Consider the following 18,416-nt stretch of genomic DNA (forward strand, 5'->3'; position numbering starts at 1 on the left):
CCGCACACCGTGGGGGAGGACACACCATGATCAGGTTCCCTGATCGTGGCCGGGGTCAGTCGGTGGTGACGAAGTCGATGAGCTCCTCGACGCGGCCGATGAGGGTGGGCTCCAGGTCGGTCCAGACCTTCACGCGGGCCAGGATGCGCTGCGCCCAGACGTAGCCGGTGTCGTCCTCCCAGCCCAGCCGGCGGCAGACGCCGGTCTTCCAGTCCTCACCCTTCGGCACGGTCGGCCAGGCCTTGATGCCGACGACGGAGGGCTTCACCGCCTGCCAGATGTCGATGAACGGGTGGCCGACCACGAGCGCGTGGTCACCGGTGATCTGCCCGGCGATGCGCGACTCCTTGGACCCGGTGACCAGGTGGTCGACCAGCACGCCGAGGCGCCGCCCCGACGCCGGGCGGAACTCGCGCACGATGCCCGGGAGGTCGTCGACGCCGTGCAGCGGCTCCACGACGACGCCCTCGATGCGCAGATCGTGGCCCCAGACCTTCTCCACCAGCTCGGCGTCGTGCTTGCCCTCCACGTAGATGCGCCCCTCGCGGGCCACCCGTGCGCGGGCGTTGGCGACGTAGGTCGAGCCGGAGGCGCTGCGGGCGGGCCCGGCCGGCGCGGCCGGCTTCGGCCGCACCAGCACGACCGGCCGCCCGTCGACCCAGAAGCCGGGCCCGAGCGGGTAGGCGCGCACCTTCCCGAACCGGTCCTCCAGGTGGACGACGTCCTTCTCGCAGCGCACCACGGCGCCCACGAACCCGGAGCTCGGGTCCTCCACCACGAGGTCGCGCTCGGCCTCGACCTGCGGCACCGGCTTCTTGACGGTGCGGGGGTGGACCAGGTCGTCGTACGGCGAACGGGGAGGCACGCGACGACGCTAGGCAGGTCGGGCGCGCGGTCGTGGACGACGCGCCGGGGAGGGTGTGCCGGACCGATCCCGCATGACACGCCCGAGCGGCCGCACAACACGGAGAGTCACGGCCGATACCGCTGGTCACGCGTGCGGCCGGGCAGTGCCGGTACGCCCGGGACAGCAGGTGTGACCTGCGCAGACGCGTGCCGGGAGGCCCGGAGCGGCTCGGCGCCGGCTCTGGCGGGCGGTGGCGGCGCCGGATCCGGCCGCTGTTGATCTCGGCTCGGTCGTTTCGCGGCCACCGTGCCGGTCACCCATCCCAGCGACGAACATCCCCCGAGCTCAGTTGGGAGCGACAACGACGATGATCGGCACCGAGACCATCAGCCGCGTGATCGGCCAGGACGTCTACGACACCGAGGGTCAGAAGATCGGGTCCGCCTCCGAGGTCTACCTCGACGACGAGACCGGCCAGCCGGAGTGGGTGACCGTCCGCACCGGGCTGTTCGGGACCAAGGAGTCCTTCGTCCCGATCCGCGACGCCGACCTGACCGACGACGGCGTGCGGGTAGCGGTCAGCAAGGACCGCGTCAAGGACGCACCCAAGATCGACACCGACGGTCACCTCTCCCCGCAGGAGGAAGAGGAGCTGTACCGGTACTACGGCCTGGGCACCGGGACGACCGGCCGCACGGAGACCGTCACCACGACCGAGACCACGGGCATGGCCGGGACCGCCGGGATGGTCGACACCGACCGCACCGACACCGCGCGCACCGACACCCGGGGCACGGTGGGCCACGACACCTCGGGCCCGACCACCGACAACGCCATGACCCGCTCGGAGGAGCGGCTGGACGTCGGCACCCGCTCCGAGGAGACCGGTCGCGCCCGGCTGCGCAAGTACGTCGTGAGCGAGAACGTCAGCGAGACCGTTCCCGTGTCCCACGAGGAGGTCCGGGTCGAGCGCGAGCCGATCACGGACGCCAACGTCGGCGACGCCATGGATGGGCCGGCGATCAGCGAGGAGGAGCACGAGGTCACCCTCCGCGCCGAGAAGCCGGTGGTCTCCAAGGAGGCCACGCCGGTCGAGCGCGTCCGCCTCGACAAGGAGACCGTCAGCGACAACGTGCAGGTCGACGAGACCCTCCGCAAGGAGGAGATCGAGGTCGACGGCGCGGACGACGCCAACCGGCGCATGTGAGCGCGCCCCGGCTCCGGGCCGGGGGCACCTGACGCGCGGCGGCCGACCGAGACCAGACTCCGGTCGGCCGCCGTCGTCGTGCGCTGCGGGCGGCTCAGTCGCCCAGGCAGGCGGTGAGGGCGCCGACCATCAGCGGGACGTCGTGGGCCGAGGCCAGCTCGCGGCAGGAGTGCATGGCGAGCATCGGGGCGCCGACGTCGACCGTGGTGACGCCCAGCCGCGTCGCCGTCAGCGGCCCGATCGTGCTGCCGCAGGGCAGGTCCGCCCGGGTGACGAAGGTCTGCACGGGAACCCCCGCCTCGTCGCAGCGCTCGGTGAACCAGCCGCCCGACGCCGCGTCGGTGGCGTAGGCCTGGTTGGCGTTCACCTTGAGCACCGGACCGCCACCGAGCTCGGGCCGGTGCGCGGGCTCGTGCCGCTCGGCACGGGTCGGGTGCACGGCGTGGGCCATGTCGGCCGACACGAGCACCGAGCGGGCGAGCGCCCGGTGCGCCGCCTGCGGGTCACCGGGGTCGGTCGCGGCGGCCAGCCGGCGGACGACGTCCTCGAGGAAGCTGCCTCGGGCGCCGGACATCGAGCCGCTGCCCACCTCCTCGTGGTCGTTGCAGACCAGCACCTGCGTGCGCGCCCCGGCCGGTGCGGCCAGCAGCGCGAGCAGCCCGGAGTGGCAGCAGGCGAGGTCGTCCAGCCGCGGCGCGGCCACCCAGGTGCCGTCCGCGCCGGCGCGCGCCGAGGGCTGGGTGTCGGCCAGCACCAGGTCGGTGCCGACGACGTCCCGCAGGTCCACGCCGGCGGCGTCGGCCAGGGCATCGGCGAGGCCCGGACCGGTGCCGAGGTCGCGGTCCCACACCGGCACCAGGTGCTGCTGCGGGTCGAGGGTCAGCCCCTCCCGGACGCTGCGGTCGAGGTGGATCGCCAGCGATGGCAGCCGCAGCGGGGCGCCCGGCAGCCGGACCAGGGCGGTGCGCCCGCCTCGGAGGACGAGCCGGCCGGCCACGGTGAGCTCTCGGTCCAGCCAGGTGTGCCACAGGCCGCCGCCGTAGGGCTCCACGCCCACGAGGCGGTAGCCGGACTGCCGCACCTCCCAGCGCGGGCGCACCTTGAACGTGGGGGAGTCGGTGTGCGCGCCGACCAGCCGCAGCCCGGTCTCGGCGAGCGGGCCGCTGCCCAGGCGGAACGCGATCACGCTGCCGTGCCGGACGACGAAGTGCCGGCCGCCCGGGGCCGGTGCCCAGGCGTCGGCCTCCGCGAGCTCGGTGAAGCCGGCGGCACCCAGCCGGCGCACCAGCTCGGCGACCGTGTGGGCGGGGGACGGCGAGGCGTCGACGAAGGCGCGCAGGTCGTCGCCCAGGGCCAGCGGATCGGGAGCGGCGGTCGGCATGCGGTCATCGTGCCCGACGCCGGGACCCGGTGCGGGCGCGGTCGCCGGCGGCGGGGTGGGATGCTGCTGCGTGTGAGCGAGCGCACGGTGCCCGGGAGCCCCGACCAGCTGTCCGCCGCGCTCGAGGGCACCGGCTACCTCGCCGACGAGGGGCTGGCCACCGCCGCGCACCTGGCGCTGGCCATGCACCGGCCGCTGTTCCTCGAGGGCGAGGCCGGCGTCGGGAAGACGGCGTTGGCCCAGGCGCTGGCGCAGATCACCGACCGGCCGCTCTACCGGCTGCAGTGCTACGAGGGGCTGGAGGCCAGCCAGGCGCTGTACGACTGGGACTTCGGCCGCCAGCTGCTACACCTGCGCGCCGCCGAGGCCGCGCACGCCGCCGACGACCCCGCCCGGCTGGAGGCGTCCCTCTACGACCGCCGCTTCCTGCTCGCGCGGCCGCTGCTGCAGGCGCTGGAGGACGCCCCGAGCGTGCTGCTCGTCGACGAGGTGGACCGCGCCGACGACGAGTTCGAGGCGTTCCTGCTGGAGATCCTCTCCGACTTCACGATCTCCATCCCCGAGCTCGGCACCGTGCGGGCGGAGATCCCGCCGCTGGTCGTCCTCACCTCCAACCGCACCCGCGAGGTGCACGACGCCCTTAAGCGCCGCTGCCTCTACCACTGGCTCGCGCACCCCGACTTCGACCGCGAGGTGGCGATCCTGCGCCGCCGGCTGCCGCAGGTCACGGAGCAGCTGGCCCGGCAGGTGGCCCGGGCGACGGCGACGCTGCGCACCCTCGACCTGCTCAAGCCGCCCGGGGTCGCCGAGGCCATGGACTGGGCGACCGCGCTGCACACCCTCGGCGCGCGGGACCTGGACCCCGACCTGGCGGCGCGGACCCTCGGCGCGGTGCTGAAGTACCGGGAGGACACCGAGCGGGTGCGGTCGCTGACCCCGGAGGCGCTGCTCGGTGGCTGAACTCGGCGGCGCCCCAGGCGCTGAACTCGGCGGCGCCCCAGGCATAGGAAGCTTTACCCCCGCTCACGGGGCTCGGGACGTAGGTAAAGCTTCCTATGCCTCGAAGGAGCCGGCGCGGGACGTTGTCGACACGGTGCTGGGTTTCGCCCGGACGCTGCGGCACGCGGGTGTGACCGCCTCCCCGGACCGGGTGCAGGCCATGCTCGGCGCGCTCGGCTACCTCGACGTCCTGCGCCCCTCGGCGGTCTACTGGGCCGGCCGGCTCACCCTCTGCGCCGGGCCCGACGACCTCGACCGCTACGACGTCGCGTTCCTGGCCTGGTTCTCCGGACGCCGCCCGCGCCCCGCCCCCGCGGCGCAGGCGCGGCCGCGGCTGGCCGCGAGCGCGCCGCTGGACGCCGGCACCGGCGAGGGCGACGAGGACACCGACGCCCCCGACCTCGCGGCCCGGGCCAGCGCGGACGAGGTGCTGCGGCACCGCGACGTCGCCGGGCTGACCGACGCCGAGCGGGCCCACCTCCGGCGGCTGTTCGCCCTGCTGGTCCCCGCCGCGCCGATGCGCCCGGCCCGGCGGCGGCGCCCGGCCGCCCACGGCTCGGTGGACCCCGCGCGCACGGTGCGGCGGGCGCTGCGCGACGGAGGGGAGGTCAGCCGCCTGGTGCACCGCCGGGCGCGGCCACGCCCGCGGCGGGTGGTGCTGCTGGTCGACGTCTCCGGGTCGATGACCCCCTACGCCGACGCGCTGCTGCGCTTCGCGCACGCGGCGGTCCGGGCCCGGCCGGCCTCGACCGAGGTGTTCACGATCGGCACCCGGCTCACCCGCGTCACCCGCGAGCTGCGGCTGCGCGATCCCGACCGGGCGCTCGCCGCCGGGGGCGAGGCGATCCCCGACTGGTCGGGCGGCACGCGGCTGGGCGAGGTGCTCAAGGCATTCCTCGACCGGTGGGGCCAGCGCGGCACCGCGCGCGGGGCGGTCGTCGTCGTCTGCAGCGACGGCTGGGAGCGCGGGGACACCGCGCTGCTGGCCGAGCAGATGGCGCGGCTCAAGCGGCTGGCGCACACCGTGGTCTGGGTCAACCCGCACAAGGGCCGCACGGGGTACGAGCCGCTCACCGGCGGGATGCAGGCCGCGCTGCCGTCGGTCGACAACTTCGTGGCCGGGCACAGCATGGCCGCGTTCGAGGAGCTATCAGGAGTGATCCAGCGTGCCTGAGTCGTTGCACGTGGAACAACGCGGACCGGAGGAGTGGTCGAATGCGTGACGTCCTGGACGACCTCGTCGGCTGGTGGCAGGCGGGGGAGACCGTCGGCGTGGGCACGGTGGTGGGGACATGGCGCTCGGCGCCGCGGCCGGCCGGCGCCTCGATGCTGGTCGGGCCGGACGGCACGGCGGTCGGCAGCGTGTCGGGTGGCTGCGTCGAGGGCGCGGTGTACGAGGAGGCCAAGGACGCGGTCGAGACCGGCGAGCCGGTGCTGCGCCGCTACGGCGTCAGCGACGACGACGCGTTCGCCGTCGGGCTGACCTGCGGCGGCATCCTCGACGTCTTCGTCGAGCCGGTGTCCCGCGAGTCCTTCCCCGAGCTGGGCGAGGTCGCGGAGTCGGTGGGGCGGCACGAGCCGGTCGCCGTCGTCACCGTGGTGGCCGGGCCGGAGGACCGGCTGGGCCGCCGGCTGGTGCTCTGGCCCGACCGGTCCTCGGGCACGCTGGGTTCCCAGCGGTTGGACGACGCCGTCGCCGACGACGCCCGCGGCATGCTGGCCGCCGGCCGCACCGCACTGCTGCACGTCGGCCACGACGGCGAACGCCGCGGCGACGACCTCACCCTGTTCGTGAACTCCTTCGCCCCGGCGGCCCGGATGGTGGTGTTCGGGGCCATCGACTTCGCCGCCGCCGTCGCGCGGGTCGGGGCGTTCCTCGGCTACCGGGTGACCGTCTGCGACGCCCGGCCGGTGTTCGCGACGCCGAAGCGCTTCCCGGAGGCGCACGAGGTCGTCGTCGAGTGGCCGCACCGCTACCTGCAGGCCGAGGTCGACGCCGGGCGGATCGACGAGCGCACCGTGCTGTGCGTGCTCACCCACGACCCGAAGTTCGACGTCCCCCTGCTGGAGGTCGCGCTGCGCAGCCCCGTCGCCTACGTCGGGGCGATGGGCTCGCGGCGCACGCACGACGAGCGCCTCGCCCGGCTGCGCGAGGCCGGGCTGACCGACGGTGAGCTGGACCGGCTCGCCTCGCCGATCGGCCTGGACCTCGGCGCCCGCACCCCCGAGGAGACGGCGGTGTCGATCGCCGCGGAGATCATCCAGGGCCGGTGGGGTGGGACCGGCCGACGGCTGGCCGAGGTGGAGGGCCCCATCCACGAGACGGCCGACCGCTGAGCCACCGCTACGACGTCGAGGTGGTGGGGATGCTCGCCTCGCCGGTGCACCGGTACGACGGGCGGCCGGGGATGGCGGTGCCCGCGCAGGCGGCCGACCGGCGCGAACGGCTGGGAGTGCGGGCCGGCGTGGGGATCGTCGGCGACCGTTACGCCGGGAAGCCCGCCCACCGGGACGCGCAGGTGACCGTGCTGGCGGTGGAATCGCTGGAGGAACTTGCCGCCGAGCTGGGCGCCGGGCCGTTCGACCCGCTGCTGGCGCGGCGGAACGTCGTGCTGCGCGGCGCGGAGGTGGAGGCGCTGCGGGGCCGGGAGTTCTCCCTCGACTGCGGGGAAGGGCCGGTGCTGCTGCGCGGAGGGCGTGCCGCCAACCCGTGCGCGTGGATGGACCTGGTGCTGGCGCCGGGCGCGCACCGCGGTCTGCGCGGGCGCGGGGGCGTGCGCTGCGCGGCGCTCTCCGACGGCGCGCTGCGGCTGGGCCCCGCCGTGCTGCACAGCCCCGTGCCGCTGGATCCCGCGGCCGCCGGGCGGGCCCGGCCGCTGCTCCCCCGGCGGTCGCCCGGCCCCTGAGCGGTGGGCACGCCCACCCGGTGGCGGCCGCGCGCGCCGGCGCCCGGCACGATGGTGCCCGGCGGGGCCGTCCGGCGCCGCCGGACACGAGGGGAACCATGCGCATCCGACGTCTCGCCACGGTGGGCGCCGCCGCCCTGCTGCTCGCCGGTTGCGGCGGCTCCGAGGACGCCGGCACCGCATCGCCGGCCACCACCAGCGCCGCCGAGACTGGGAGCTCGCTGGCCGAGCAGGACGCCGCCGGGGTGGTCGACGCCGCCTTCAGCGCCCTCGAGGAGGCCGGCGCCGCGCACGTCGTCGGCTCGATGCAGGAGAGCGGCTCGACCCAGGAGCTCGACCTTCAGCTTCAGGGCGAGGACGCCCAGGGCACCATCACGATGGACGGCACGCTCGTCGAGCTCGTCTACACCGCCGGCGGCGCCTACGTCCGGGCCCCGGCCGACTTCTGGGCCGCCTTCGGCATGCCCGCCGAGTTCGCCGGGCAGCTCGAGGGCCAGTGGGTGCTCATGCCCGAGGAGGCGGCGGGCTCGTTCAGCACGCTGACCCTCTCCGGGCTCGTGGACGAGCTGCGCGCCTCGGGTGGGGACGAGATCACCGGCGAGGTCACCAGCGAGGAGGTGGACGGCGAGCCCGTCGTCGTCGTCACGCAGGAGGACGGCAGCACCCTCACCGTCGCCGACGGCGAGGGCGCCCCGTACCCGCTGCGGATCGAGGACAAGGGCGACGCCCCGGCCACCGTCGAGTTCAGCGAGTTCGGCGAGACGGTCGAGATCACGGCCCCGGAGAACCCGGTCGACCTGAACACCCTCGGCGGCTGATCTGCCGTAGCGTCCGGCCGGGGCCCGCTGAGGGTTCCCGGCCGGACGCGCGGCCCCGGTGGGGTCGTGGCGCAGAGGGTCGTGGCGCAGGAGAGGAGCCCGGTGAACGACGGTCCCCCGGTCCCCGCCCCGGTCGTCGGGCTGCGGCGCGAGCGCGAGGTGCTCACCGTCGCACTGCAGACCCACCGGCACGTCGTCCTGGAGGGGCCGCCCGGCACGGGCAAGTCCACCCTGCTGCGGGCGGTCGCCGGCGAGGTGGGCCGCGACGTCGTCTTCGTCGAGGGCAACGCCGAGCTGACCCCGGCCCGGCTGGTCGGCTCCTACGACCCGGCTGCGGTGATGGCCGAGGGGTACGTGCCCGGCAGCTTCACCGACGGCCCGCTGCTCACCGCGATGCGCGGCTCGGGGCTGCTCTACCTGGAGGAGCTCAACCGCATCCCGGAGGAGACCCTCAACGTCCTCATCACGGTGCTGACCGAGGGCGAGATCGCCGTCCCCCGGCTGGGCACGGTGCGGGCGGCCGCGGGCTTCCGGCTGATCGCGGCGATGAACCCGTTCGACGCGATCGGCACCGCGCGGGTGGGCCAGGCGATCGCCGACCGCATGTGCCGGGTGGTGCTCGGCTACCAGGACGAGGCCGCCGAGCGGGAGATCGTCGCCTCGGTGACCGGGGCGCGGTCCCGGCCGGTCGCCCTGGCCGTGGCCCTGGTGCGGGCCACCCGCGAGCACCGCGACCTGCGCACCGGTTCCTCCGTGCGCGGGGCGATCGACCTGGTGCTGCTGCTGGACGGGCTGCTGCGGCTCCGCGGGCTGGCCCAGCTCGAGGCCGCCGGTGCCCGCGAGGCGGCGCGCGACGCCCTGCACGCGGCGCTCTCCGGCCGCATCCGGGTCACCGAGGGAGTGGAGCGGACCCCGGAGGCCGTGCTCGACGAGATCCTGGAGCAGGTCTGGCCGGCCGAGGCCGGACCGCCACCGGACCCGTCACCCGGGGCGCCGCCGTCGCCCGCCGGGGACGGCCCGGGAAAAGCGGGGGGCCTGCCGCCTGAGGCGGCAGGCCCGGATGCCGGGGCTGCCCGGCGTGAGCGGCCGGCCCGACGGGGCCCGCGGCAGACCGCGCGCCGGGAGCTGCAGCTGCGGCACGCCGCCTTCGACGAGATCAGCCCCGAGGTGGGGGAGCTCGACGAGGAGGCGTTCGCCGGGCTGATGGGCGCCGACCCCGACGCGGCGGCGGCGCTGCTCGCCGACCTGGCGCTGGCCACCGACCGGGAGCTCCGCGCGGCCGCGCGCCGACTGGCGGCCCGGGTATTCGTGCAGGTGGGCCGGGTGGGCGCTGCCCGGGCGCGGGGCACCCGGCGGCTGGTCACCGCCCGCGGCGGGGACGGCGAGCTGGACCTGGACCGCACGCTGGAGCGGTGGAGCGGGCCGTGGCCGCCGGCCCCCGAGGACGTCGCGACCCGGCGGTGGACCGGCTCCCGGCGGGCGGTGTGCCTGGTGGTCGACCGGTCGGGCTCGATGAGCGGGCTGGGGGTGGCGATCGCCGCGGTGGCCGCCGCCGGCGTCGTCCTGGCGGCCGGGGAGCGGCTGGGCACCAGCGTGCTGGCGTTCGCCGACCGCGTGGAGGTGCTGCAGCAGCACGGCAGGCACCGGTCGGCGGAGGACCTGGTGCTCGCGCTCGTGGGCCTGCGGGGGCACGGCACCACCGACCTCGCGGCGGCGCTGCGGGCGGCGGCCGCGCAGCTGCGGACGGCGGCGCACGCCGACGAGCGGCTCGTCGTCCTCCTCTCGGACTGCCTGGCCACCGCCGGGGACGACGCCGCCTCGGCGCTGGGCGGCATCGACCGGCTCGACGTCTTGTGCCCGTTGCCCGGGGGGACGGCGGAGGAGGAGGCGCTGGCGGCGTCGCGGGCGCTGGCGGCGCGCGGCGGGGGCTCGGTCGCCCCGGTGCGCTCGCTGGCCGACCTGGGCCCGGCGCTCACCCGTCTGCTCGCCTGAGGGCCCGCGCGGCCGGGCGGGGGGTCGCGACCGGGGACGTCAGCTGCTCCCCCGGGGGGAGGTCGCTCTCTGCCCACTCCTGCGGGGCAGAGGCGAGGCGGGCGGAGACCGTGGCTCCGGCGCAGTCCGTCTCTGCCCACTCGGGGTGGGCAGAGACGGACTGTCACGGGAGACCTACCGGGGCCGGTCGTCCCGCGAGCTCAGCGGTCGGCGTCGGTGTAGACGATCATGCCGCGGATGTTCTTGCCGTCCCGCATGTCCTGGTACCCCTGGTTGATGTCCTCGAGGGCGTACTTGGTGGTCACGAGCTCGTCGAGTTTGAGCTGGCCCTCCTGGTAGAGCGAGAGCAGCTCGGGGATGGCGTTGCGCGGGGCGAGGCCGCCGAAGATGGCACCCTGCAGGTCCTTCTGCAGCAGGGTGAGCTCGAACAGGCTGAGCTTGACGTCGATGTTCATCGCGTTGCCCATGCCGGTGACGACGGCGCGGCCGCCCTTGCCCGTGACGCTGAGCGCGGCGGCGATGTCCTCGCCCTGGATGTCGCCGACGGTGATGATCGTCTTCTCCGCCATGCGGCCCCAGGTGAGCTCGTTGATCGCCGGGGTGGCCTCCTCGATGTTCGCGAACGCGTGGGTGGCGCCCATCTCCATGGCCCACTCGCGCTTCTGGGCGACCGGCTCGATGACCATGACCCGCTTCGCGCCGGCCGCGGCGGCGCCCTGGACGGCGTTCATCCCGACACCGCCGACGCCCATGACGACGACGTTCTCGCCGGGGCGGACGTCGGCGACCCTGGTGGCCGATCCCCAGCCGGTGGTGACACCGCAGCCGACGAGGGCGGCGACCTCGAGCGGGATGTCCGGCTCGATCTTCACGACCGAGGCCTGGTGCACCGTCATGTACGGGGAGAAGGTGCCCAGCAGGCACATCGGGATGACGTCCTTGCCGCGGGCCTGGACCCGGTAGCTGCCGTCGGAGATCGCCGTGCCGGCCAGCAGGTTGGCGCCGAGGTCGCAGAGGTTCTGCTGCCCGCGCGAACAGGGCGGGCACGTGCCGCAGGCCGGGATGAAGGCGGTGACGACGTGGTCGCCCTCCTTCAGCCCGGTGACGCCGGGACCGACCTTGGTGACGACGCCGGAGCCTTCGTGGCCGCCGATGACGGGGTAGGAGGCCACCGGGGTGCCGCCGGTGACCAGGTGCTCGTCGCTGTGGCACAGACCCGAGGCCGTGAGCTGGACCTGGACCTCGCCCTCCCGCGGATCACCGAGCTCGATCTCCTCGACCGACCACTCCTCGCCCACGCCCCACAGGACCGCGCCCTTGGTCTTCACCCGGCATTTCCTTCCGTCTGCCCGCGTCGTCGCGGGTGGCCCGCGCACACGTCGGTACGTCGTGTGCAGTGCATCACAGACTGCTGAGCGGCGACCCGCCGCGTCAAGGCACTCGGTGCCGCGTGCAACGTGCTGCACCCCGCGGCGCGCCGTCGGTAAGACTGGCGCCATGACGGGTGGGCCGGTGGTCGTGGTGGGCGCCGGTCCCGTGGGGTTGACCGCGGCGCTGCTGCTGGCCCGCCGCGGGCTGGAGGTCGTCGTCCTGGAGCGGCACGCCGCGCCCTACCCGCTGCCCCGGGCGGTGCACCTCGACGACGAGGTGTTCCGGGTGCTGCAGGCAGCCGGCGTGGCCGACGACGTCGCCGCGCGGTGCCGGCCCATGGCCGGGCTGCGGCTCCTGGACGGTGCGCACCGCGTGCTCGCGGAGTTCCGCCGGGCCCCGGACGCCGGCACGCACGGCTGGCCGCAGGGGTCGTTCGTGCACCAGCCCGACCTCGAGGAGGTGCTGGCCGGCGCCGCGGCGGCGACGTCCGGCATCGCGCTGCACCGGGGCTGCGAGGTGACCGGGCTGACGCGGGACCGCGCCGGGGTGACCGTGCGGCTGACCGACCGGGCGACGGGTGCGGAACGGTCCGTCCGGGCGGCGGCCGTGCTGGGGTGCGACGGCGCCAACAGCACCGTGCGGGAGCTGATCGGGGCGCGGATGGTCGACCTCGGCCCCGCCGACCGCTGGCTCGTGGTCGATGCGCGGGCGCCGGCACCCCTGCCCGTCTGGCCCGGAGTGCACCAGGTGTGCGACCCCCGCCGGGCGGCGACCTTTCTGCCGGTCACCGGCGACCGCTACCGCTGGGAGTTCCGCCTGGCGCCGGGGGAGACGGCCGAGGAGCTCTCCGCCCCGGAGCGGCTGGCCGCGCTGCTGGCGCCGGTCGCGCGCGCGGCCGACGTCGAGGTGCTGCGCGCGGTCGAGTACACGTTCCGGGCCCAGGTCGCCGACCGCTGGCGCGACGGGCGGGTGCTGCTGGCCGGCGACGCCGCCCACCTGACCCCGCCGTTCGTCGGCCAGGGGCTGGGCCTGGGGCTGCGCGACGTCCACCAGCTGGTCTGGAAGCTCGCCGCCGTCCTCCGCGGGGAGGCGCCGGAGGCGCTGCTGGACACCTACCGCGCCGAGCGCGAGCCGCACGCCCGCGCGCTGATCCGGGTGGCTCTCCTGCTGGGGCGGCTCATGACCGGTGGTGGACGCGGGGGAGCGGTCGCCCGGCGGGTCGTGCTGACGGCGGTCCGCCGCATCCCCGCCGTCGCCCGGCTGGCCACCGACAGCCGCACCCCGCCGCTGCGCCGCGGCCCCCTGGTGGCGCGCCGGGGCCGGGCCGGCCGCCGGCTGGCCGGGACGCTCCTCCCGCAGCCGGAGGTGCTCGTCGACGGGCGCCCCCGCCGGCTGGACGACGTCCTCGGCGACGGCTACGTCGAGATCACCGCGGACCTGCGGATCCGCCGGCCCGACGGGACCGCCGTGCCGATCGAGGACCCGACCGGCACCCTCCGGCGCTGGCTGGGCGGCGCCGCCCTGGTGCGCGTGCGCCCCGACCGCATCGTCCGCTCCGTGCGGGTGTGAGCGTTCGTCAGCCGCGGCCCGGCCGGCCGATGCCGATCGCGTAGAGCGTGCCCAGCACGGCGCCCGGAGGCAGCGCCACGTAGAGCCACCACGGGTGGATCCCGCCCACGGTGCCCTCGAGGATCCCCCAGACGGCGAGGTTCACCAGGCCCAGGCAGAGCCAGATGGTGGTGAGCACCTTCATCGCGGTGCCGGCGTCGTCGTCGCCGAACACCCGGCGTGGGCCGGGCGGCGGCGGCAGCGCCGGCAGGTCGGCGGTCACCCGGGCCAGGTCGCCGCGGGTGCGCGCCGCCCACACGGCCCGCACCCGCTCGTCGAACTCCGCGAGGTCGAGCTGGCCGGCGTCGTGGGCGCGCTGCAGCCCCGCCGCGACGGCCGCGCGCTCGGCGTCGGAGATGCGGAGGTCCTCGGACCGGACCGGCTCGCTCACGCCGGTCATCCTCGCAGGACGACCGGCGGGCGTGGCCGCTCCGGCGTGCGGGCGGGTCAGGCCTCGCGCCGCCGGCGGGCGGGCGAGGTGGCCAGCAGCGCGTTCTCCACGGCGGTGTCGCCCAGCGCCCGCTCGAAGCCTGGCGGGACGACGAGGTCGTCGCGGCAGAGCCCGGAGACGTCGGGCCGGCCCAGGCCGACCATCGCCGAGCCGAGCCCGTCGCGCAGCAGGTCCAGCACGTTCTCCACGCCGGCCTGGCCGTTGGCCGCGAGGCCCCACAGGTAGGCGCGGCCGATCATGACGGCCTTGGCGCCCAGAGCCAGGGCCTTGGCGACGTCGCCGCCCCGCCGGATGCCGCCGTCGAGCAGCACCTCGATCTGGTCGCCCACCGCGTCGGCCACCGCGGGGAGCGCGCGCACCGAGGCCGGCGTCCCGTCGAGGTTGTTGCCACCGTGGTTGGAGACCGAGATGGCGGTGACGCCGGCGTCGACCGCGCGCTGGGCGTCGTCGACCCGCATGACGCCCTTGAGCATGAACGGGCCGTCCCACTGCTCGCGCAGCCAGGCGACGTCCTCCCAGGTGGGCATGGGCGACTGCTGCCACATGCCGTAGGCGCCGAAGAAGGTCGGCGCCGGGTCGCCCGGCGTCGCCACCATGTTGGGCACCGTCAGGTCGGGGAGCTTGCGGGTCCGGGCGAAGTCGAGCAGCCAGCGCGGCTTGACCAGCACCTGGGGCGCGTACTTCCGGGCGGCGTCGAGGTCGATCTTCTCGGGGATGAAGGGGCTGCCCCAGTCGCGGCCGTACGCGAACGACCAGTCCAGCGTGGCGATCATGCCGACGGCGCCGGCCCGCCGGGCCCGGTCCATGCGGGCGAGCATCTCCTCGCGGGTGCCCACCCAGTACATCTGGAAGAAGGTCTGCGGGTTGGCCGCCGTGACCTCCTCGATCGGCTTGCTGGCGAACGAGGAGAGCCCCATGGCCACCCCGCGGGCGGCGGCGGCCCGCGCGACGGCGACCTCGCCGTCGGGGTGCACCGCCTGCACGCCGGTGGGGCTGATCAGCACCGGCATCGACATCGGCTGGCCCATGACGGTGACGGTCATGTTCCGCTCGTTCGCCAGCCCCGCCGTGTGCGGGGAGAAGCCGAGCTCGGCGAAGGCGGCGAGGTTGTCCTCGAGGGTCAGCCCGCGCTCGGAGCCGGCGACCAGCGCGCCGTAGACGCCCTTGGGCAGCCGCTTCTTCGCCCGGCGCTGGGCCTCGGCGACCGACTCGAACCACGCGTTGGCCATGGGGATCTCCTTCGTCCGGCCCGGTCGACCGGGCGGTGGGCCGGCGCGGCGGCCGGTGGCACTGAGTGCCAGGCTAGCGCCGCAGGTGAGACGGCGACCACACCGGTCGCCCCTCCGGGTCAGCCGCGGAGGCTGGGGAAGCCCGCCGCCATCTCGTCGAACGCCAGGTGCAGGTGCCGGGTCAGGGACGAACCCGCCTCGGCGAGCCACGCCTCGAACGCCGTCGTCGCGGCGGCGCGGGTGCTCGCCGCGACCAGGCGCGGCAGCAATCCCGCGGGCGCCCCGCCGGTCCGCGCCGCGACGTGCCGGGCGACCACGCGGTCGACCTCGGCGAAGCGCAGCTGGCTGTGCGCCAGCAGGGCCGGCTCGGTGAGGATCAGCCGCATGCGCTCGCGCAGCAGCGGCAGCTCGGTGTCCGGGTAGTCGTTGACCTCGACGTAGGCGGCGCAGACCGAGGTGAGCACCGGCTGGGCCGGGTCCGCGTCGGCGAGCAGCCGCTCCAGCCGGGCGACGTGTCCGGCGAAGTCGCCCCAGACGGCGTCGGCCTTGGTCGGGAAGTAGCGGAAGAAGGTCCGGCGGCTGATGCCCGCGGAGTCGGCGACCTCGTCGCTGGTGACCTGTTCGAACCCGCGCGTCGCGAAGAGGTCGAGCGCCGCGCGCTCCACGCGGGCCCGCCCGTCGGGGACGACCGGGGCCGCCGTCCTCGTCTCCGCCACGCGGGCATTGTGCCGGTCCGCCGGGCGCCGGCGAACCCGCTGTTGCTCCTGGCACCGGGTGTCACTAACGTCCGGCAGGTCCATGTGACCGCGTTCACGGAGGCTGCCATGCCCGAGACCACCCAGCCCGACGTCCCCGCCGTGGAGTTCCGGGCCCCGGAGGCTCCCGCGACCGAGGAGGCCCTCGTCGAGGAGTCGCTCGTCGAGGAGGTCTCCATCGACGGCATGTGCGGCGTCTACTGAGCTGCCCGCCCCGATGACCGCTCCGGCCGGGCCCGACGTGACAGCCGTGTTCGACCCCGCGCTGCCGTGGCAGAAGGCCCGGTCGGTCGCGCTCCGGCCGGAGCCGTTCGGTGCGCTCGTCTACCACTTCGGCAACCGGAAGCTCTCGTTCCTGAAGTCGAGGACGCTGGTCGCCGTCGTCGAGGCGCTGGCCGACCACCCCAGCGCCGAGGCGACGCTCGTCGCGTGCGGCGTCCCCGAGGCCCAGCGGCCCGCCTACGTGAAGGCGCTGGCCGATCTCGCCCGCTCCCAGATGATCGAGGTGCGCGCATGACCGCCGTCCTGCCGTCCCGCCCCCAGCGCCCCACCGGTGGCCGGTTGGTCGACCAGTTCGAGTACGGGCTGGATGCGCCGATCTGCCTCACCTGGGAGCTCACCTACGCCTGCAACCTGGCGTGCGTCCACTGCCTGTCCTCCTCCGGACGGCGCGATCCGCGCGAGCTCTCCACCGCCGAGGCCGAGGCGGTGATCGACGAGCTGCAGCGGATGCAGGTGTTCTACGTCAACGTCGGCGGCGGCGAGCCCACGGTCCGGCCGGACTTCTGGCACCTGCTCGACTACGCCATCGGCCACGACGTCGGGGTCAAGTTCTCCACCAACGGCGTGAAGCTGGACAAGGCCCGCGCCGCCCAGCTGGCGGCCACCGACTACGTCGACGTGCAGATCTCCCTGGACGGCGCGACCGCCGAGGTCAACGACCGGGTGCGCGGCACCGGCTCGTTCGCCACCGCGACCCGGGCCCTGGAGAACCTGGCCGAGGCCGGGATGAAGGACTTCAAGGTCTCGGTCGTCGTCACGCGGGAGAACGCCGGGCAGCTCGACGCCTTCAAGGCGCTGACCGACTCCTTCGGCGCCCAGCTGCGGATCACCCGGCTGCGCCCGTCGGGCCGCGGGGCCGACGTCTGGGACGAGCTCCACCCCACGCAGGCCCAGCAGCGCGAGCTCTACTCCTGGCTGCTGGCGAACGGCGAGCAGGTGCTCACCGGCGACTCGTTCTTCCACCTGTCCGCGTTCGGCGAGGCGCTGCCGGGGCTGAACCTCTGCGGCGCCGGCCGGGTGGTCTGCCTGATCGACCCGGTGGGCGACGTCTACGCCTGCCCGTTCGCCATCCACGAGAACTTCCTCGCCGGCAACGTGCGCGACGAGGGCGGCTTCCAGCGGGTGTGGCAGCAGAGCGAGCTGTTCGCCGACCTGCGCAGCCCGCAGACCGGTGGCGCCTGCACGAAGTGCGCCCACTTCGACGCCTGCCGCGGCGGCTGCATGGCGGCGAAGTTCTTCACGGGCCTGCCGCTGGACGGCCCCGACCCGGAGTGCGTGCAGGGCTACGGCGAGACGGCGCTGGCCGCCCGCGACGCCGCGACGGTGAAGCCGAAGAGCCACCTGGACCACTCGCACACCGGGCCGGTCCGCGGGCAGCCCACGCTGCTCGGCATCCCCGCGATCCCGAGCAAGATCTGCGACGAGTCACCGCTGGCGGGCCTCGACCTGCGCTGATGGCCCGGCTCGGCGTGCCGGTCCGCTAGAGGTCGACCTTCTCGTTCTCCCCGGCGTCGATGCGCTCACCGGTGGCCTTGGCCTTGACGAAGCTGAAGGCGGTGGCCAGCCGGCCGCCCGGGCTGTCCCAGTACTCCGCCGAGTCCCCCTCGACCTTGACGAGGACGACGTCGGGGTCCTCGGGGCCGTTCGGGAACCACGCCTCGACGCCGCCGTTCCAGAGCTCCTTCTTCTTCGCGAGGTCGTCCACGACGCGCGCGTGGCCGGTCAGCGACACCCAGGTGCCGCCGGAACCGATGCCGACGTTCACCTGGGGCTGCGCGGCGATGTGGGCGACCGGGTGGGAACCGCGCTCGGCGTAGAACCACAGGTCGCCGTCGAACTCGACCTCCTGCAGCGTCATCGGCCGGCTGGTCAGCTTGCCGCCGGGGGCGATGGTGGTGAGGAAGCCGAAGCGCTCCCCCTTGATCAGCTCGGCGACCTTGCGGGTGTCCTCTGCACTCATGCCCGGCTCGTGCCCAGCGGGCCGGCCCGCGACACGCGTCAGCGGCCGTCGACGTATCGCCAGGCGCCGTCCTCCCGGGCGAAGCGGCTCACCTCGTGCTGCTCGCCGTCCGCACCGCCGGACCGGAACCGGGCGACGAACTCGACGGTCCCCTCGGCGGCGAGCAGCCCGCCGCCGGTGGTGGCGAGCACCTCGAGGCCGGTCCAGCGCACCGCGGGGTCGAGGTCGAGCGCCGGCGGCCGGGTGGCGGGGTGCCAGGTGCGCAGCAGGTAGCCGGTGTCGCCGACGGCGAAGGCGCTGTAGCGGGAGCGCATGAGCTGCTCGGCGGTCGCCGCGGGCGCCGAGCCGTCGTGGCGCGGGCCGCAGCACTCCACGTAGGGCAGACCGGTCCCGCAGAAGCAGCGACGTGGGGGCACGCCCGGATCCTGCCCGAGCCGCTGCCGCGGGCGGACTCGGCTCACGCCGGCCGGTCCGCTGCCGATGACTGTGCTGGACGGCGGCGCCGTGGGTGCCGCGGAGCGGAGCGCCGGTGCGGTGCGGACGAGGCAGGAGGACGCCGTGGCGAAGGTGCTCGTGGTCGAGGACGAGGTCTCCGCCGGCTGACCGGGGC

The 18,416-nt window shown here is 75.3% G+C and carries 20 protein-coding genes; 12 read left to right on the forward strand and 8 right to left on the reverse strand.

The features are described 5' to 3' along the window. Window positions 1-55: 55 nt before the first annotated feature. The gene (locus QOZ88_RS00300) at window positions 56-865 is read right to left on the reverse strand and encodes a DUF3097 domain-containing protein (protein WP_305997843.1); all 810 of its coding nucleotides are present in this window, start codon (window positions 863-865) and stop codon (window positions 56-58) included. A 349-nt stretch (window positions 866-1,214) separates the two neighbouring features. On the opposite strand from QOZ88_RS00300, the gene QOZ88_RS00305 reads away from it, so the two are divergent. Continuing rightward, window positions 1,215-2,054, forward strand: coding sequence for a PRC and DUF2382 domain-containing protein (locus QOZ88_RS00305; protein WP_305997844.1), 840 nt, complete (start codon window positions 1,215-1,217; stop codon window positions 2,052-2,054). A 94-nt stretch (window positions 2,055-2,148) separates the two neighbouring features. On the opposite strand, the gene QOZ88_RS00310 is transcribed toward QOZ88_RS00305, so the two are convergent. After that, window positions 2,149-3,435, reverse strand: coding sequence for a M18 family aminopeptidase (locus tag QOZ88_RS00310; protein ID WP_305997845.1), 1,287 nt, complete (start codon window positions 3,433-3,435; stop codon window positions 2,149-2,151). A gap of 72 nt (window positions 3,436-3,507) precedes the next feature. On the opposite strand from QOZ88_RS00310, the gene QOZ88_RS00315 reads away from it, so the two are divergent. The 6 genes from QOZ88_RS00315 to QOZ88_RS00340 all read left to right on the forward strand — a co-directional run bounded on the left by QOZ88_RS00315 (window position 3,508) and on the right by QOZ88_RS00340 (window position 10,150). After that, window positions 3,508-4,395: an AAA family ATPase gene (locus QOZ88_RS00315; protein ID WP_305997846.1), complete on the forward strand. Its 888-nt coding sequence runs from the start codon at window positions 3,508-3,510 to the stop codon at window positions 4,393-4,395. A 169-nt stretch (window positions 4,396-4,564) separates the two neighbouring features. Then, window positions 4,565-5,608 (forward strand): vWA domain-containing protein, encoded by a 1,044-nt coding sequence (locus tag QOZ88_RS00320; RefSeq protein WP_305997847.1) that lies wholly within the window; start codon window positions 4,565-4,567, stop codon window positions 5,606-5,608. A 41-nt stretch (window positions 5,609-5,649) separates the two neighbouring features. Next, window positions 5,650-6,771 (forward strand): XdhC family protein, encoded by a 1,122-nt coding sequence (locus QOZ88_RS00325; protein ID WP_305997848.1) that lies wholly within the window; start codon window positions 5,650-5,652, stop codon window positions 6,769-6,771. Window positions 6,772-6,800: 29 nt separating this feature from the next. Then, window positions 6,801-7,340: an MOSC domain-containing protein gene (locus QOZ88_RS00330; RefSeq protein ID WP_305997849.1), complete on the forward strand. Its 540-nt coding sequence runs from the start codon at window positions 6,801-6,803 to the stop codon at window positions 7,338-7,340. Between the two features lie 98 nt (window positions 7,341-7,438). Beyond that, window positions 7,439-8,158 carry a hypothetical protein gene (locus QOZ88_RS00335; protein WP_305997850.1) on the forward strand — a complete coding sequence of 240 codons (720 nt, stop codon included), beginning with the start codon at window positions 7,439-7,441 and terminating at the stop codon, window positions 8,156-8,158. A gap of 102 nt (window positions 8,159-8,260) precedes the next feature. Next, on the forward strand, window positions 8,261-10,150 hold the full coding sequence (locus QOZ88_RS00340) for a MoxR family ATPase (protein ID WP_305997851.1): 1,890 nt from the start codon (window positions 8,261-8,263) through the stop codon (window positions 10,148-10,150). Window positions 10,151-10,350: 200 nt separating this feature from the next. Here QOZ88_RS00340 and QOZ88_RS00345 read toward each other — a convergent pair whose 3' ends face one another. Next, window positions 10,351-11,478: an NDMA-dependent alcohol dehydrogenase gene (locus QOZ88_RS00345; RefSeq protein ID WP_305997852.1), complete on the reverse strand. Its 1,128-nt coding sequence runs from the start codon at window positions 11,476-11,478 to the stop codon at window positions 10,351-10,353. A gap of 169 nt (window positions 11,479-11,647) precedes the next feature. Here QOZ88_RS00345 and QOZ88_RS00350 point away from each other — a divergent pair, with 169 nt between their 5' ends. Then, complete coding sequence (locus QOZ88_RS00350) at window positions 11,648-13,090, forward strand: bifunctional 3-(3-hydroxy-phenyl)propionate/3-hydroxycinnamic acid hydroxylase (RefSeq protein WP_305997853.1); 1,443 nt, start codon at window positions 11,648-11,650, stop codon at window positions 13,088-13,090. A 7-nt stretch (window positions 13,091-13,097) separates the two neighbouring features. Here the strand turns inward: QOZ88_RS00350 and QOZ88_RS00355 are convergent, their stop codons facing one another. The 3 genes from QOZ88_RS00355 to QOZ88_RS00365 all read right to left on the reverse strand — a co-directional run bounded on the left by QOZ88_RS00355 (window position 13,098) and on the right by QOZ88_RS00365 (window position 15,525). Further along, window positions 13,098-13,520: a DUF1707 SHOCT-like domain-containing protein gene (locus QOZ88_RS00355; RefSeq protein ID WP_305997854.1), complete on the reverse strand. Its 423-nt coding sequence runs from the start codon at window positions 13,518-13,520 to the stop codon at window positions 13,098-13,100. A 56-nt stretch (window positions 13,521-13,576) separates the two neighbouring features. Next, on the reverse strand, window positions 13,577-14,809 hold the full coding sequence (gene mftD / locus QOZ88_RS00360; RefSeq protein ID WP_305997855.1) for a pre-mycofactocin synthase MftD: 1,233 nt from the start codon (window positions 14,807-14,809) through the stop codon (window positions 13,577-13,579). A gap of 119 nt (window positions 14,810-14,928) precedes the next feature. Further along, on the reverse strand, window positions 14,929-15,525 hold the full coding sequence (locus QOZ88_RS00365; protein ID WP_305997856.1) for an acyl-CoA-like ligand-binding transcription factor: 597 nt from the start codon (window positions 15,523-15,525) through the stop codon (window positions 14,929-14,931). A gap of 108 nt (window positions 15,526-15,633) precedes the next feature. Here QOZ88_RS00365 and mftA point away from each other — a divergent pair, with 108 nt between their 5' ends. The 3 genes from mftA to mftC are packed head-to-tail and all read left to right on the forward strand — an operon-like array spanning window position 15,634 to window position 17,301. Beyond that, window positions 15,634-15,768, forward strand: coding sequence for a mycofactocin precursor MftA (gene mftA, locus QOZ88_RS00370; RefSeq protein ID WP_305997857.1), 135 nt, complete (start codon window positions 15,634-15,636; stop codon window positions 15,766-15,768). 13 nt (window positions 15,769-15,781) lie between these two features. Next, window positions 15,782-16,081, forward strand: a complete 300-nt coding sequence (mftB, locus tag QOZ88_RS00375) for a mycofactocin biosynthesis chaperone MftB (RefSeq protein ID WP_305997858.1) — start codon at window positions 15,782-15,784, stop codon at window positions 16,079-16,081. Beyond that, on the forward strand, window positions 16,078-17,301 hold the full coding sequence (gene mftC, locus QOZ88_RS00380) for a mycofactocin radical SAM maturase (RefSeq protein ID WP_305997859.1): 1,224 nt from the start codon (window positions 16,078-16,080) through the stop codon (window positions 17,299-17,301). The genes mftB and mftC overlap by 4 nt, the downstream gene beginning before the upstream one ends. A gap of 25 nt (window positions 17,302-17,326) precedes the next feature. Here mftC and QOZ88_RS00385 read toward each other — a convergent pair whose 3' ends face one another. Beyond that, window positions 17,327-17,806, reverse strand: coding sequence for a pyridoxamine 5'-phosphate oxidase family protein (locus QOZ88_RS00385; protein ID WP_305997860.1), 480 nt, complete (start codon window positions 17,804-17,806; stop codon window positions 17,327-17,329). A 38-nt stretch (window positions 17,807-17,844) separates the two neighbouring features. Further along, on the reverse strand, window positions 17,845-18,222 hold the full coding sequence (locus QOZ88_RS00390) for a YchJ family protein (RefSeq protein WP_305997861.1): 378 nt from the start codon (window positions 18,220-18,222) through the stop codon (window positions 17,845-17,847). Window positions 18,223-18,286: 64 nt separating this feature from the next. On the opposite strand from QOZ88_RS00390, the gene QOZ88_RS00395 reads away from it, so the two are divergent. Beyond that, window positions 18,287-18,409 (forward strand): hypothetical protein, encoded by a 123-nt coding sequence (locus QOZ88_RS00395; RefSeq protein WP_305997862.1) that lies wholly within the window; start codon window positions 18,287-18,289, stop codon window positions 18,407-18,409. Window positions 18,410-18,416: the final 7 nt, after the last annotated feature.

The organism is Blastococcus carthaginiensis, from assembly GCF_030731085.1.
GTDB lineage: Bacteria > Actinomycetota > Actinomycetes > Mycobacteriales > Geodermatophilaceae > Blastococcus > Blastococcus carthaginiensis.